A 15,342-nucleotide genomic window follows, 5' to 3' on the forward strand; every position below is an offset into this window, starting at 1 on the left:
ATCGTTTCGCCTGCTGGCTTCTCTACTCCACGGCGGACAGTCGACAAGCCGCATACTTGAACTCGGGAATCTTGCCGTAGGGGTCAAGGGCCGGATTGGTGAGTAGATTCGCCGCCGCCTCAGCGTAGCAGAACGGCACGAACACCATGCCTTCCGGCATCAATGGATCGACCCGGGCGGTCAGGCTGATCTGTCCGCGTCGGGTGGTGATGACCAGCTGCTCCCCCGGCGAAAGTCCAAGGCGCGACAACTCCCCAGGCGCGAGACTTGCCACTGCCTCCGGCTCCAGGGCATCGAGCACCGAGGCACGTCGGGTCATGGAGCCGGTATGCCAGTGCTCGAGCTGACGCCCGGTGGTCAGCACCGTCGAGTAGACCTCATCCAGCGGCTCGTCCGGCGGCAGCGGCCGGGTCGGCGAGAACCTGGCACGACCCGAGTCGGTGGGAAACGCATCAGAAAACACCACATCAAATCCGGGCGCGTCTTCTGCGGGGCATGGATAGGTTACCGATTCTTCTTGTTCCACCCGTTCCCAGCTGATGTTATCCAGCGACGGCATGCCCCGGGTCATCTCGGCGAAGACGTCTTGCGGATGCTGGTAGTCCCAGGGCAGTCCGAAGCGCTTCGCAATTTGCTGAATGATCCACCAATCGGGCTTTGCCTCGCCGGGCAGCGGCATGGCCTTGCGGCCCATCTGCACCTGACGATTGGTATTGGTCACGGTGCCGTCCTTCTCCGGCCAGGCGGAGGCCGGCAGGATGACATCGGCGAACTGGGCGGTCTCGGTGACGAACAGATCCTGCACCACCAGATGCTCGAGCTTGGAAAGCGCTGCCCGAGCGTGATCCAGGTCCGGGTCGGACATGGCCGGGTTTTCCCCAAGAATGTACATGCCCTTGATGGTACCGGCAGTGATGGCGTCCATGATTTCCACCACGGTGAGGCCAGGCTTATCGTTCAGCGGCGTGTTCCACAGCTCTTCAAACGCGGCCCGCACCTGGGCATCGCCCACCGGCTGGTAATCCGGCAATACCATGGGGATCATTCCCGCATCCGAGGCGCCCTGGACGTTGTTTTGGCCGCGCAGCGGATGCAGGCCGGTACCGGGGCGGCCCGTCTGGCCGCAGGCAAGGGCCAAGGAGATCAGACAGCGGGCGTTGTCCGTGCCATGGGTGTGCTGGGAGATGCCCATGCCCCAGAAGATCATCGCCCGCTCGGCGTTGGCGTAAAGCCGCGCCACGTCGCGAATCTCTTCAGGAGAAATGCCGCACAGCCCGCTCATCGCCTCCGGGGTCATGTCGACGACGTGGGTCTTGAGCGCCTCGAAGCCCTCGGTATGCTCGGCGATATAGCGCGAATCAAACAACTCTTCCGTGACGATGACGTTGAGCATGGCGTTGAACAGCGCCACGTCCGACCCCGGGGTGAAGCGCAGGATCTTGTGGGCATAGGCATTCATGGCCTGGCCCCGCGGGTCGATGATGATGATCTTGGTGCCGGCCTTGGCGGCCTGCTTGAAGAAGGTCGCCGCCACCGGGTGGTTCACCGTCGGGTTGCAGCCGGTGAGAATCACCACATCCGCTTGGCTTGCCTGCATGAACGACGCCGTGACCGCACCGGAACCGATGCATTCCATCAGCGCCGCCACGGAGCTTGCGTGACACAGCCGTGTGCAGTGATCGACATGGTTGGAGCCGAAGCCGGTGCGCACTAGCTTCTGGAATAGCCAGGCCTCTTCATTCGAGCACTTGGCGCTGCCGAACCCCGCCAAGGCGTCGGGACCGTAGGCATCTTTCAAATTTACCAACCCGCCGGCGGCCAGTTCGAGCGCTTCTTCCCAGCTCGCCTCGCGAAAATGCGTGGTCGGGTTGGCCGGGTCGAAGTCCGGATCGAGACCCTTGGGCGCATCGGGAAGACGAATCAGCGGTACGGTCAAGCGTGAAGGATGGCGTGGATAATCGAAACCAAAACGCCCCTTCACGCACAGCCGATTGTGATTCGAGGGACCATCCCGGCCGGAAACGTGCAGGATGGCGTCGTCCTTGAGGTGATAGGTCAGCTGACAGCCCACGCCGCAATAAGGACACACGGAATCTACCGTCCTGTCGGCAATCTTCGAATCACCCCGGCCGCGTGCATCGATCAATGTCGCCGGCATCAATGCCCCGGTTGGGCAAGCCTGCACGCACTCGCCGCAGGCCACGCAGGTGCTCTCCCCCATGGGATCATCGAAATCGAAGACGATCTTGGACGACGCCCCACGATGAGCCAGGCCGATCACGTCGTTGACCTGCACCTCGCGACAGGCCCGTACACACAGATTGCACTCGATGCAGGCATCGAGATTGACGTTCATCGCGCTATGAGAGGCATCGTGATTCGAGCGCTGGGGCTTGCTGCCTTCCTTGTCGATCGCTTCGTCGATGAAGAATTCTTTCACGGGATTGCGCGCCGGCAGCCAGCTCTTGACCGCAGTGGCGTCAATGTCGAGCTTATCCGCCATGGCCCAGAAGTGGCTGGCGCGATCCGGGCTATCCTCCCGCGCCGGCTGGTCCGCGATCAAAAGCTCCATCACCCCTTCCCGCGCCACCCGGGAGCGCTCGGAGGTAGCACTCTTGACTACCATGCCGGGCCTGGCCTCACGAATGCAGCTCGCGGCCAAAGCCCGCTCTCCCTCGATCTCCACCATGCACACACGGCAGTTGCCATCGGCGCGGTAGCTATGGCTGTCCTTGAAGCACAGATTGGGAATGAAATCGCCGACCCGTTTGGCTACCTGCCACAGGGTCTCGCCGGGCAGGGCGGTAACTTTCTGGCCATCCAGGGTCAGCTCAAACGTCTCTACCGAGGATTCAGGAGAAACAAGGGTATTCATGATCGATTCTCCTCACTCTTTGACGATGACGTTCTGGGCGACCAGCACATCACGAAAATCTCGCAGCAAGCCCAGCACCGGATTGGGCGCGGCCTGGCCAAGTCCACAGATAGAGGCATCTATCATCACTCGGGAGAGCCGGGTGAGTTCCGCCATGTTCCATTCGTCCCGCTCGAGCAGCGCCAGCATCTTCTCGGTGCCCACCCGACACGGCGTGCACTGGCCGCAGGATTCGTCGGCGAAGAAGGCCAGCAGATTGGTGGCAACGAACTTGAGATTGTCCTGATCGGAAATCACCATTACCGCTGCAGAACCGATGAAGCTGTCGTGCACCTGCAGGGTGTCGAAATCCAGCGGAATGTCCGCTTTCGAGGCGGGCAGAATGCCACCTGACGCACCCCCGGGCAGATAGGCACACAGCACATGACCCTCCTGCATGCCGCCGGCGTATTCCTCGACAAGTTCGTTCAAGGTGATGCCCGCCGGGGCCAGATGCACCCCGGGGTTGGCGACCCGCCCGGACACCGAGAAGCTGCGCAATCCCTGGCGCCCGTTGCGGCCCTGGCGTGCAAACCACTCGGCGCCACGCTCCCAGATGATGGGAATCCAATAGACGGTCTCGACGTTATTGACCAGGGTTGGTCGATCGAACAGCCCTTTCTGGGCAACGAAGGGTGGGCGATGACGGGGCTTGCCGGGTTTGCCTTCCAGGGATTCGATCATCGCGGACTCTTCGCCGCAGATGTAGGCTCCGGCACCGCGACGCAAAATGATGTAATCCGACTCGACGATCCCGGCGATTTCCAGCTCTCCGATGGCATTTTTCAGTACCCGATGCAGCGCCGGGTATTCATCTCGTAGATAGATGTAGAGCGCCTTGGCCTCCACCGCCCAGGCGCTGATCAGCGCGCCTTCCAAGAAGCGATGCGGCGAGCGCTCCAGGTAATAGCGATCCTTGAAGGTGCCAGGCTCCCCCTCATCGGCGTTGATGGCGCAATAGCGCGGACCCGGTTCGGCCCGCACGAAGCCCCACTTCTTGAAGGTGGCAAAGCCCGCACCGCCCAGGCCGCGAAGGCCTGCCTGCTCTAGCGTTTGCACCAGCTGTTCGACGCTTAACTTGTCAGCCCGGCAGTCGTTCAATAGCGCGTAGCCACCCTCATCGCGGTAGGCGTCGAGGCGCTGCCAATCCAGGGTCTCGACGGGCAGTTCATCGGCTATCAAGACCTCGCCTATTTGGGCAAGGGTGGCATGGCCCATATGCCAATGATGGCCCTTGGAGGAAAGCTCCACCACCGGCGCGACGGCGCAGCGTCCCATGCAGGGCGCGCGGATGACGCGCACGGCGCTTGCGTCGGCACCGGCCTCGAGTTCCTGGCGCAAGGCATCCGCCCCGGCCAGCTGGCAGGACAGTGAATCGCATACGCGAATGGTGGTCGCCGGTGGCGGCGCCTGATCGTCATGGACGACATCAAAGTGGGCGTAGAAGGTTGCGGTTTCATAGACCGCTGCCATGGGCAGGTTCATGAAGGCACAAAGCGCCCGCAGGTGGCGCAATGAAAGATGACCATGGCGGTCCTGAATCACGTGCAGGTGTTCGATCAAAAGATCACGGCGCTTTAGAGCAGGATCTTTGGAATCGCCCAATAGCGCTTCGATTTCGGTCAGGGCGGCAGGATCAAGATTGCGACCGCGAGGTTTTCCTCGGGCGCCACGTCGCGGCGGCGTTACGGAACTGACGGTCATGGTCTGGCGCTCGTTGTTGTCGCTATCGACCCATGGTCGCACTGCCTCGCCCAATCGGCAATGACGATCCGAGACCTCTTCTCTCAATGTCGATCAGTGCCATTTCGATGTCGCTATGGGCACACTAGTCGCGCCCCTGGGTCATCTCTCGCACCGCCTTGCGCAACGCTTCACCGCCCTCGTCCGGGCACCCCTCCCAGCCATCGAAGTGCAGCAGCTCCTCAAGGGGAAGTCGCGACAGCCAGCCGGCCTTCTCCAGTTCGGGCCGCTCGTGGAAGTGACTGACATAGCCCACGCAGAGATAGGCGATGGGCATGATGTGGTGGGGGATGTCCAGCGCCTCACGTAGGGACGACTCATGAAAGATGCTGACCCAGCCCACGCCGAGCCCTTCGGCACGGGCGGCAAGCCACAGGTTCTGCACGGCGCAGACGACGCTGAAGACGTCCATCGTCTTGATGTGGGTACGGCCCACCACCACCGGCCCGTGACGCTTCCGATCGCAGGTGATACACAGATTGACCGGCGCTTCGACGATGCCCTCAAGCTTGAGACGCCGGTAGGCCGCCTGCCTCTCACCTTCGAACATCTTTGCCGCCTCCTCGTTGGCCTGGCGGTAGAGCGCCTGCACGCGACGCTTGACCGCCGGCGAGCGGATGACCAGAAAATCCCAGGGCTGCATGAACCCCACCGAGGGAGCATGGTGGGCCGCCATCAGCACCCGGGCCAGCACCTCATCGGGCACCGGGTCCGGCAGGAATTCGCGGCGCACGTCGCGGCGGGTGAAGATCGCCCGGTAGACGGCGTCGCGCTCATCGATGCTGAAATCCGGGGCGTGTTGCATTTCTGACCGGGTGTCGTCGTTCATGACCATGCCTCGTTGGTGTCAGGTATCAGTGCGCCAGGCGATTAATCGCTGGAGACCGGGGGGCAACCAGGAGCAGCTTGGCTCAGCGGCGGATCAGCGCCCACAGTTGGTCGATGTCCAGATGCGCCTCGACGGTGTCCGCCAGCCGGTCGAGCTCACGCTGACGATGCGCCGCATGGTCCACTGCTGCGCTTTTATCGGTCAGACCGCAGCGCGCCAGCAGTGCCGCACAGGCCTCGGGACGCTCGAATAGACCGTGCAGGTAGGTGCCCATGATTTGACCATCATCGCTGATTGCTCCATCCATGCGCGCTTGCTTGCCGTCTTCGAGGGCGATCAGCGGACGCGCCAGCGCCGCTCCTTCGCTCACGCCATTGTGGATCTCGTAGCCGTTGATGGGCACCGCCTCCGGCAGCAGCCTGCCCGCCACGTTTCTCAACTGCTTGCCGGCGACCATGCGGGTCTCGAAATCCAGCAAGCCTAGTCCCGGCGTGGAGCCCTCCGCCCCCTCCAGACCGTCGGGATCGTGGACGGCGCGCCCCAGCATCTGGAAGCCGCCGCAGATACCCAGCACCCGCCCGCCATAGCGCAGGTGACGCCATATGGTGGCCTCCCAGCCCTGGTCGCGCAGCCAGGCGAGGTCGTCTCGGGTGCTCTTGCTGCCGGGCAAGATGATCAGGTCCGCCGGCGGCGCGGGCTGATTGGGACCGACGAAGGTGAGTCGTACCCGGGGATGCAGACGCAGCGGGTCGAAGTCATTGTGATTGCTGATGCGCGGCAGCGCCGGGACCACGACGCGCAGCCCCGGCTCGCCCTCCTCTCTCCCCTCACGACCAATGCTGTCCTCGGCGTCGAGCAGCAGACCCTGCAGGTAGGGCAGCGTGCCGAGCACCGGCTTGCCGGTGTGGGCGGTGAGCCACTCAAGCCCCGACTCTAGCAGTGCCGGATCGCCCCGAAAGCGGTTGATCACTAGGCCTCGGGTGCGCTCCCGCTCACTTTCGCTGAGCAGCGCCAGGGTGCCCACCAGCTGGGCAAAGACCCCACCCCGGTCGATGTCGCCCACCAGCAGCACCGGGCAATCGACCATCTCGGCGAAGCCCATGTTGGCAATATCGTTGGCCCGCAGGTTGATCTCCGCAGGGCTGCCCGCCCCTTCGGCAATGATCACGTCGAAGCGGCTCGACAGGGCCTCCCAGGCGGCCAGCACACTGTCGCGCGCCTCGCGCTTGTAGGCGTGATAGTCGAGCGCATCCATGTGGCCGAGTACCTGGCCGCGCAGAATCACCTGGGCGCCGCGGTCGCTCTCGGGCTTGAGCAGCACCGGGTTCATGTCGCTGTGCGCTGGGATACCACAAGCCAGTGCCTGCAGCGCCGTGGAACGACCGATCTCGCCACCATCCATCGTCACCGCGCTGTTGAGCGCCATGTTCTGGGGCTTGAACGGCGCCACCGCCACGCCGTGGCGGGCCAGCATCCGACACAGCGCCGCCACCAGCGTGCTCTTGCCCGCATCCGAGGTGGTGCCCTGCACCATCAGGGTGGCCATGGTTAAAGCTCTATGCCTTTTTGCGCCTTGATACCCTGCTCCTTGAAGGCGTGCTTGACCACCTTCATCTCGGTGACGGTATCAGCAAGCTCGATTAGCTCTCGCGGCGCGTGGCGCCCGGTCACCACCACGTGCTGCATCGCTGGCCGCGCCTGCAGATCGTCAAGCACCCGGTCGAGATCCAGGTAATCGTGGCGCAGGGCAATGTTGAGCTCATCGAGCAGCACCAGATCGTAACTCTCGTCGGCCAGCATGCGCTGGGCCTCGGTCCAGGCGGCCTCAGCGCTGGCGACGTCTTTGTCGCGATCCTGGGTGTCCCAGGTGTAGCCCTCGCCCATAACCTGGTAGTCGACGTTCGGTTGCTGGCGGAAAAACGCCTTCTCGCCGGTATCGAAGGCGCCCTTGATGAACTGCACCACGCCCACCTTCATGCCGTGGCCGAGGGCGCGGGCGAGCATACCGAAGCCGGAGCTGCTCTTACCCTTGCCCGGGCCGGTAAGCACCAGCAGTACGCCCTGTTCCTTGTCGGCGCGGGCGATACGCTCTTGCATGATCTTTTGCTTGGCGGCCATACGCTGGGCATGGCGCTCCGGGTCTTTAGCGTTATCACGCATGTCGATTCTCCTGGGATGGCATCAGGGCCACGGCGACTGACCGTGGAAGAGTGCGGCCACCAGTTCCGGGGCCGAGGGAAAGTAGCCATGAAGGTAGCTGGCGATGAGGGAGCCGTCGCGATAGACCGGCTCGGCCGGGCTGCCCGCCAGGCGATGCGCCCGCGCCACCGGCTCGCGGTCAGTCTCCAGGCGCGAGTGGTGATAGGTGTGGCCGCGCAGCTCGCCAAGCGGCGTGACCAGGCTCTGCAAGCCTAAAGCAGCGAGCCTGCCGGTCATCCGAACGGTTCCGGGTAGCAGGCCAAGCATGGCGTGTGCTTGCCCATCGGGGTCGTTGAGCCACTCCATGCAGGCCATCAGCCCACCGCACTCGGCCAGTATCGGCTTGCCGGCGGCGTGGTGGGCGCGGATCGCCGCACGCATCGACGCATTGGCGGAAAGCCTGGCGGCATGCAGCTCCGGGTAGCCGCCGGGCAGCCACAGGGCATCGCAGGCCGGCAGTTCGACATCCGCCAGCGGCGAAAAGAAGGCAAGCTCCGCGCCCATGGCTGTGAGCAGGTCGAGGTTGGCAGGATAGAGAAAGGCGAAGGCAGCATCACGCGCCACGCCAATGCGCCGCCCTTCCAGCAGCCGCGGCGGCGAGGCAGGCAGCTCGGCTTCCAGCGTAACCGGCGCCGGCAGACGATCCAGGCCGGCCTCCTTGAGCACCTCCGCGGCGGCGTCCAGCTGCTGGTCCAGCCCCTGGAGTTCGCCGGCCTGCACCAGTCCCAGATGACGATCGGGAATCCGCAGGGCGTCACTGCGCGGGATGGCCCCCAACAGCGACAGCCCTTCCGGCATGCTGTCGGCGAGCAACCGACCGTGACCGGGACTGCCGACGCGATTGGCGATCACCTCATGGATCGCAAGCCCGGGATGGTAGTTCGCCAGCCCCTGAGCCACGGCGCCGAAGGTCTGGGCCATGCCTGCGGCGTCGATGATCGGCAGCGCCGGCAGGCCGACGAGAATCGCCAGATCGGCGCTCGACGGCTCACCGTCGAACAGTCCCATGGAACCCTCCACCAATACCACATCCGCCTCCCGGGCAGCCTGGGCAAGGCGCCAGCGGCACTCGGCCTCGCCGGTCATCCAGGTGTGTAGCTGATAGACCGCGCGCCGGAAGCGACCTCCAGCACCATGGGGTCCAGGTAGTCGGGGCCGTGCTTGAAAACGCGCACCTGGCGCCCGGCGTTGCGATGCAGGCGCGCCAGCGCGGCCGTCACCAGGGACTTGCCCTGGCCGGAACCGGGGGCGGTGATCAAAGCGGCGTGGGTCTCGCCGCGCATTAGAGTAGCGTTCATGTCACCTCACAGGGACGAAAACAGGGGCGCCGTCGACCTCGGCGGTAGCCAGGCGCTGACCGTAGAGGCGTTCCAGAACGCTCGGCACTAGCATGGCGTCGCGCGGGCCCCAGCACATGTCGCCGTCGGGATAGAGCAGCAGCACCTGATCGCACCAGCGTGCGGCCAGATTGAGATCGTGCAGGCACAGCATGACGGCCCTGCCGGCCCGGGCTTCATCAGCGAGCAGGGACATGGTTGCGGTCTGATGATGCAGATCGAGGTGATTGGTGGGCTCGTCGGCAAGCCAGATGGCCGGCGCCTGGGTGAGCACCGTGGCGATGGCCAGGCGCTGGCGCTCGCCGCCGGAAAGCGTGCTCACCAGCCGCTCGGCGAGATGGGCGATGTCCAGACGCTCAAGTGCTGCCTCCGCCAGCCGCAGATCCTCGCCGCCCTCCATCTGCCAGGGCGAAAGCCAGGGGTGGCGGCCGATCAACGCCGTCTCGCGCACCGTGGCGGGAAAGCCGTCCTGGCGCTCCTGGAAGATCAGGCCCAGGGCGCGGGCGATCCGGCGGCGCGGCAGCAGGGTCAGCGATTCCCCGTCGAGGCATACCATGCCACGACGCGGCGCACGCAGCCCCGCCAGGGTATGCAACAAAGTGGTCTTGCCGACACCGTTGGGACCCAGCACGCCCCATACCTGCCCCGGCTCCAGCGTCAGATCCAGCGCCCGACCGTCACGACGACCCGGCACGTCGATGATAAGCTCTCGCGCCTCGAGTCGGCTCATCAGCGGCTCCGGTAGAGCAGGTAGAGGAAGGTGGGTACGCCGAGCAGCGCGGTGATCACCCCCACCGGCAGCTGCTCTGGGGCGATGAGGGTGCGTGCCAAGGTATCGGCGAGCATCAGCAGGATGCCGCCGGCCAGGGCGCAGGCGGGCAGGATCAGGCGTTGGTCGTTGCCCAGCACCAGGCGCAGCATGTGCGGCACCACCAGACCGACGAAGCCGATGCTGCCGGCAGTGGTCACCGCCGCGGCGGTAAGCAGGCTCGCCGTGATGTAGATCATCCACTCCAGCGGGCGCACCGCCACTCCCAGAGCCACTGCCTGTAGCGCGCCCCGGGCCAACACATTGAGGCTGCGCCCCAAAGGGAAGGCGAGCAGGCACACCCCCAGCAGCAAGGCGAGGGGCAAGCCGGGGGTGCGGGCGTAGGAGAGATCGCCCATTAACCAATACAGCATGCCGGGCAGCCGCTCGGCGGGGCTCACCGCCAGCATCAGGGTGACCACCGCACCCCAGCCGGACGCCACCACCACGCCGGTGAGCAGCAGACGAGCCGGCGTCCAGCTGCCGGTGCCCTGGGCCAGCCCGAACACCAGCAGCGTCGAAGCGAGCGCCCCGACAAACGCCGAGCCGGAGATCACCAGGCCGCCCAGCCCGGCCAGCATGGCCGCCAGCGCCCCCACCGCAGCGCCGCCGGAGAGCCCCAGCACGTAAGGGTCCGCGAGAGGATTGCGCAACAGGACCTGCATCAGCGCCCCGGCCAGCGCCAGCAGACCGCCGGTGGCGAAGGCCGAGAGCGAGCGCGGCACGCGCAGCTCCAACACCAGAGTGCGCGACAGGGCATCGCCCCCGCCCAGCGCCACCCGCCACAGCTCGGCGGGGGTGACGGTGACGCTGCCGATCGCAACCGACAGCACCAGGGCGGCCAGGGCCGCTAGCGCCAGCACGCTCAAGGGGAAAGCCAGCCCGCGGCGCCCGACGGCGGCCACGTGATACCTAGCGACGTGCACGGGCGTCCTCCAGCTTCTCGCAGAACAGCCGGCTGCCCTCGAGCAGACGCGGCGTGGGGCGCTGGATCAGCGACGGTGGCACGAAGAAGAGATTGTCTCGGGTCACCGCCGTCAGGTCGGGATACTGCGCCCAGTGGGTGAGCCAGTCGCGATTCTCCTCACCCATGCCGCCCGCCAATATCGCCTCCGGGTCCGCGGCCAGCACCGAGGCGTCGCCGATACGCGGCACCAGGCGTTCGAGATCGCCAAAGACGTTGACCCCGCCGCAAACGGTCAGCACCTTGCCGATCAGATGGGTGTCGTTGATGGTCATCAGCGGTTTGTCCCACACCTGATAGAAGACCCGCACCGGCGCCCTGTGGGCATAGCGCTTACGAATCTCGGCCATGCCCTCGCGAAAGCGCCTGGCCTCACGGTTCGCCTCATCGGCGGTGCCGGCAAGCGTGCCCAGCCGCTCGATGGCGCTGGCAACACCTTCGAAGCTGCGCGGCTCGACGTAGAACACCGGTATCCCGAGTGCCTCGATGGTCTCAAGCTGCTCCGGGGGGTTGCCGGTCACCCATCCAATCACCAGCGTCGGGTGCAGGGCAACGAGGCGCTCTACGTCGATGCGCGTATGACTGCCAAGCGAAGGAACGTCCTGGGCCGCCGGCGGGTAGTTGCTGTAGTCGACTACGGCCACCACCTTGTTACCGGCCCCGGCGGCATAGACGAGCTCGGTCGCCCCCGGGGAAAGCGCGGCGATACGCGCGGCCGGCGTCGGCAGGCACACCTGGCGGTCCGCATCGTCGGTGGCGCACACCTCGGCCCGGGCGGGCAGTCCCAGGGCAAGCAGCAGTAGTCCAGCCCATAGCCCAAGCGCGCTTTTCCTCCGACAAACGCTCATGCCCTTCTTCCTTTTAGTTGCGACCCGATTCGTCGATCAGGATCAGCTTGCCGCTCTGCGGATCGCGGTAGACGCGCCCGACGCTTTCGTAACCACTACCGGCTGCCTCCATCCCTGCCGGCAGTTCCGGCATCTCGCGCCCGGCCTCGAGTTCAACGCCGCCGCTCGACCCGGTGTCACGTGAGGCAGCCAGCGCCACCATCAGCCCCACGGCGAACACCAGCATGATATCGGCAAGATTGGCGAGCGGCCCCAAGGGCTCTTCGTCCACACTGTCGAAACGACTGCGCCGGTAGTTGGGAATACTCATGCGGATGCCTCCAGGGTGGCCATGGCGGCGTCATACCAGCGCCGCCGCAGGCGCCCCAGCAGGAAGCCAAGGATGCCGATGAGCAGGCCCATGACCGTCGTATTGAAGGCCACGGTGACGGCCTGGGCCAGCACATCGAGCTGACCACTGCTCAGGGCGGCCAGGCCCGGCCCCAGCGGGATCAGAGTGCCCATCAGTCCCAGCATGGGACCGATACGCGCCAGCAGGTCGGCCCGGTCGATGGCGCGGCGCGCCCGTGTCGTCAGACGGTCGATGCGCCGCGCCGCGACCAGCCGGCGAATGCCGCCACTGCGCTCGCCGATGGCAAGCCCCGTCTCCCATAGCGACAGCGCCACCAGAACGAGCAGTGCCAGGATGACCGGCGTCAGCAGCCAGCCCACCAGGGTATCCATGATCTCCAGTGTGGCCTGTGTCAGATCCCATTTCATCTCGCACGTCTCCCGTAAAGCATGCCCCCAAGCAACAGCACCAGGGCGGCAAGGCCAAGCAGCCAAGGCAGCATGGCGACGCCCCCCTCGGCGATGGCCGAAGTTTCGTTTTCCTGCGCTTCGGCCCCGGAAGGCGCCGTCGGGGCCTCGTTCGGTGGCGTGGCCTCAGCGGGGCTGGGCTCGACTTCGCGAATGGTGGTTGGCGCCGACTCGGGCTTGCGAAACTCAAGCCGTGCCGCCTCGATCACCGCGTTGAAGGCTTCGCGCCGCTCGTCGTCAAGGCGCGCGGCGATCCACGGCAGCAGCGGGTGATCCGGGTGGGCATGACCGCTGCCCGGCAGGCCGTGTTCGATCACCGCTTCGGCAAACTCGCCGCTGAGTCGCTCGAGGGTCGCCTCGTCGGCGTCCCAGTAGCCGCGCTTGGCGGCAAGCAGGGCCGTGGCCTGCATATGTGTCTTGACGTGGACGTTGTGCCCTTCCGCCAGGAAGTCGTCCAGCCCCAGGTCATGACGATCCTGAAAGTAGACGGCGTCGACCTCATCCCACACCCAGGAGCGCACCACCTGCGGGCTCGTCACCTGCCAGCCCCAGAGGTTGTCGAGAAAGTCGCTGCCCATGGTGCGGGCGCCGGCGTAGCCGTGCTCCATCAGCGGGCGCAGCCATTGAGGGTTGAGATTACGCGAGCGCAGCTCTCCGAGCAGCGCTCGTTCCAGGCTCTCGACCTTTGGGTTGTCGGGATCGGCGTGCTGCAGCACGCGGTTGTCCGGCGGTGTGCCGGCAAGCTGCTCCACGGCATTGGAGAGCCCGCCCTGAAAGTCGAAGCCGTCGTCGTTGTCGAGCAGTCCGTAGAGATGGCTGGCACGCCCCAGGTAGGTGCGCCCCACCCGGGCGAGATTGGCGTCGAAGGCGGCGTGGGCCGACTCACCGCCCTGCTCTTGGCCGTAGACGTGCCCCATGCGCCGTCGGTAGGCGCTGCCCAGCTCGTCGCGCTCTTCCCAGGCACTGGAGCGCGAGGCCAGACGGTTGACGCCGGCGCCGTAGGCCCCCGGCGCGGTGCCGAAGACCCGCCAGGCCGCCTGATCGCCCGCCGCAGTGGCCGGCTCGCCCCGGGCCATCAGTTCACGAGTGTCGGCCACCCAGCGCGCCGCGACGCGGTTGTCGGCAAGCGCCTCGCGGCCCGGATCGCGCATCTCTTCGGGCAGCGGGTCAAGCGCCGCCGCCAGCGCCCCGGCAAGCTGTGGATGTTCGGCGCGGATGGTCTCGCTCGCTGCGTCGAGCGCCAGGCGCACGGCAAGATCGAGCCACACCAGCTGGTCCTCATAGAGATCGCGGAACAGACCCGAGGTGGTGAAGAGCACGTCGCGGCGCTCGCGCCCCTGCTCTGCGGCATCTTCATTCAAGTCTGCGTTCAAGGGCAGGCGTTCGAGCCCCTGGACGATGCCACGCGAATTCCAACGCGGCTTGACGCCTAGCATGTCGAAGCCGAAGGCAATCATCACCCCCTCGTCGCGCACCGTGTCCGAAGCCCATAGCACCAACGCCTCGCTGCCCTTGGCCGTCTCGGCGTCCCGGGAGCGGGCGGTAGCCGCCATCTCGCTGCCCAGCGACCAGGCTACCTGAGTCGGCACCAGATCGCTTGACAGGGCATGGAAGTTGCGCCCGGTGGGCAGCACCTCCGGCGTGCGCAGCGGGTCGTTGCCCGGTCCCGGTGGCACGAAGCGCCCCGCGAGGGCGCCCAGGAAATTTTCGCGCTCGTGGCGCGGCGAGGCCTCAAGACGCGCCTTCCGGCCTGCCTGCTCCTCGGCACCGGGCTCGGTATCGCCGGCCATGGAGGCGAGCATCGTCGCCACGGCCTCCTCGTCCCAGTCGCGGCCGAAGACGTGCAGCCCCAGGGGCATGAAGCGCTCCTGCATGTCGGTGACGTAGTGCCCGGCTTCGTGCACCAGCAGCTCGGCGGCGACCTCGTCCAGGTTCACCTCCTCGGCGGTCAGGCCCAGGTCACTGGCGATCTCGCGCTCGAAGGCCTCGGTCAACTCGAGGCCCTCGATGCGCTCGCGCAGCATCGTCACCGCCCGATGCCGCGTAGGGCTATCCGGATCGGTCGCCACCTCGAAGGTCTCGACCAGCTGGCGCAACTCGAGCAGATCATCGTAGAGTTCGGTGGCGGCCAGTGGCGGGGTCAAATGGCCGATCATCACCCCCAGGGCGCGCCGTTTGGCCTGGATGCCCTCACCCACGCCATCGACGATATAGGGGTAAATCAGCGGCAGGTTGCCGCCCAAAAGCTCCGGGTAATCGTCCTCGGCGAGCCCCGCCCGGCGCCGCGGCAGGAATTCGCGAGTGGAGTGACGCCCTACGTAGACCAGGGCATCGGCCGCGAAGCGGGTGCGCAGCCAATGATAGAACCCCAGGTACTGGTGGGTAGGCGGAAAGGTGGTGTTGGCGTGCAGCAGTTCCTCGTCCACCTCCCAGCCTCGTGGCGGCTGGGGGCCGATGAAGATGTTACCAAAGCGCAGCCCGGGAAAAAGCATCCTGTCGTCGACAATCATGGAACGCCCCGGCGGCTCGCCCCAGCCGGTCAGACCGGGAATACCCGTCGCCACCAGGGCGTCACGCAGCGATTCGAGCGTCTCGCTCTCGACCGCCTGCTCATGGTCGAGCCGCGCCTGCCAGCCTTGCACGTACTGATCCAGCAGGTCCAGCGCCCGCTCCCGGGCCGGGTGATCGTGCTGTTCGAGCAGATGGCGCAGATCCTTGGCCACCCGCGCCAGCACCTCGCGCACCAGCCCCGGCTCCCCCTGAGCATCGGCCTGGGCGAGGCGCGCGTGCAGATAGCCCAGCGGCCCCTGCACGAGCTCGCCGCGGATAGTCGACGGCAGCGTCGCGAAGTAGCGGCGGTACTCCTGGCCGGTGAGCGACGCCACCTGCCCGGCCATCGCCT

At 66.0% G+C, this 15,342-nt stretch carries 13 protein-coding genes; all 13 read right to left on the bottom strand.

Translation table 11 applies throughout. The annotated features are described in order from the left end of the window. Positions 1-22: 22 nt before the first annotated feature. The 13 genes from fdhF to CH74_RS02610 all read right to left on the bottom strand — a co-directional run bounded on the left by fdhF (position 23) and on the right by CH74_RS02610 (position 15,337). Complete coding sequence (gene fdhF, locus CH74_RS02555) at positions 23-2,875, bottom strand: formate dehydrogenase subunit alpha (protein ID WP_048305912.1); 2,853 nt, start codon at positions 2,873-2,875, stop codon at positions 23-25. A 12-nt stretch (positions 2,876-2,887) separates the two neighbouring features. Further along, positions 2,888-4,618 (bottom strand): NADH-ubiquinone oxidoreductase-F iron-sulfur binding region domain-containing protein, encoded by a 1,731-nt coding sequence (locus CH74_RS02560; RefSeq protein ID WP_048306004.1) that lies wholly within the window; start codon positions 4,616-4,618, stop codon positions 2,888-2,890. A gap of 124 nt (positions 4,619-4,742) precedes the next feature. Continuing rightward, positions 4,743-5,462, bottom strand: coding sequence for a 5,6-dimethylbenzimidazole synthase (bluB, locus tag CH74_RS02565; protein WP_253272915.1), 720 nt, complete (start codon positions 5,460-5,462; stop codon positions 4,743-4,745). A 106-nt stretch (positions 5,463-5,568) separates the two neighbouring features. Next, positions 5,569-7,032: a cobyric acid synthase gene (locus CH74_RS02570; RefSeq protein ID WP_048305914.1), complete on the bottom strand. Its 1,464-nt coding sequence runs from the start codon at positions 7,030-7,032 to the stop codon at positions 5,569-5,571. Between the two features lie 2 nt (positions 7,033-7,034). Then, positions 7,035-7,646 (bottom strand): cob(I)yrinic acid a,c-diamide adenosyltransferase, encoded by a 612-nt coding sequence (gene cobO, locus CH74_RS02575; protein WP_048305915.1) that lies wholly within the window; start codon positions 7,644-7,646, stop codon positions 7,035-7,037. A 21-nt stretch (positions 7,647-7,667) separates the two neighbouring features. Further along, positions 7,668-8,771, bottom strand: a complete 1,104-nt coding sequence (locus tag CH74_RS02580) for a cobyrinate a,c-diamide synthase (RefSeq protein WP_367379078.1) — start codon at positions 8,769-8,771, stop codon at positions 7,668-7,670. After that, positions 8,768-8,983 carry a hypothetical protein gene (locus CH74_RS19925; RefSeq protein WP_367379079.1) on the bottom strand — a complete coding sequence of 72 codons (216 nt, stop codon included), beginning with the start codon at positions 8,981-8,983 and terminating at the stop codon, positions 8,768-8,770. The genes CH74_RS02580 and CH74_RS19925 overlap by 4 nt, the downstream gene beginning before the upstream one ends. A 1-nt stretch (position 8,984) precedes the next feature. After that, positions 8,985-9,752, bottom strand: a complete 768-nt coding sequence (locus tag CH74_RS02585) for an ABC transporter ATP-binding protein (RefSeq protein WP_048305916.1) — start codon at positions 9,750-9,752, stop codon at positions 8,985-8,987. Beyond that, positions 9,752-10,699 carry an iron ABC transporter permease gene (locus CH74_RS02590; RefSeq protein WP_216594697.1) on the bottom strand — a complete coding sequence of 316 codons (948 nt, stop codon included), beginning with the start codon at positions 10,697-10,699 and terminating at the stop codon, positions 9,752-9,754. Before CH74_RS02590 ends, CH74_RS02585 begins: the two co-directional genes overlap by 1 nt. A 43-nt stretch (positions 10,700-10,742) precedes the next feature. Then, entirely contained in the window at positions 10,743-11,642 is a 900-nt protein-coding gene (locus tag CH74_RS02595) for a cobalamin-binding protein (protein WP_048305919.1), read from the bottom strand. A gap of 13 nt (positions 11,643-11,655) precedes the next feature. Beyond that, positions 11,656-11,952, bottom strand: coding sequence for a hypothetical protein (locus CH74_RS02600; RefSeq protein WP_048305920.1), 297 nt, complete (start codon positions 11,950-11,952; stop codon positions 11,656-11,658). Continuing rightward, entirely contained in the window at positions 11,949-12,401 is a 453-nt protein-coding gene (locus CH74_RS02605; protein ID WP_048305921.1) for a MotA/TolQ/ExbB proton channel family protein, read from the bottom strand. Before CH74_RS02605 ends, CH74_RS02600 begins: the two co-directional genes overlap by 4 nt. Further along, on the bottom strand, positions 12,398-15,337 hold the full coding sequence (locus CH74_RS02610; protein WP_253272916.1) for a cobaltochelatase subunit CobN: 2,940 nt from the start codon (positions 15,335-15,337) through the stop codon (positions 12,398-12,400). The genes CH74_RS02605 and CH74_RS02610 overlap by 4 nt, the downstream gene beginning before the upstream one ends. Between the last annotated feature and the right edge of the window lie 5 nt (positions 15,338-15,342).

This window comes from Halomonas sp. PR-M31 (genome assembly GCF_001039575.1).
Taxonomy (GTDB): domain Bacteria; phylum Pseudomonadota; class Gammaproteobacteria; order Pseudomonadales; family Halomonadaceae; genus Modicisalibacter.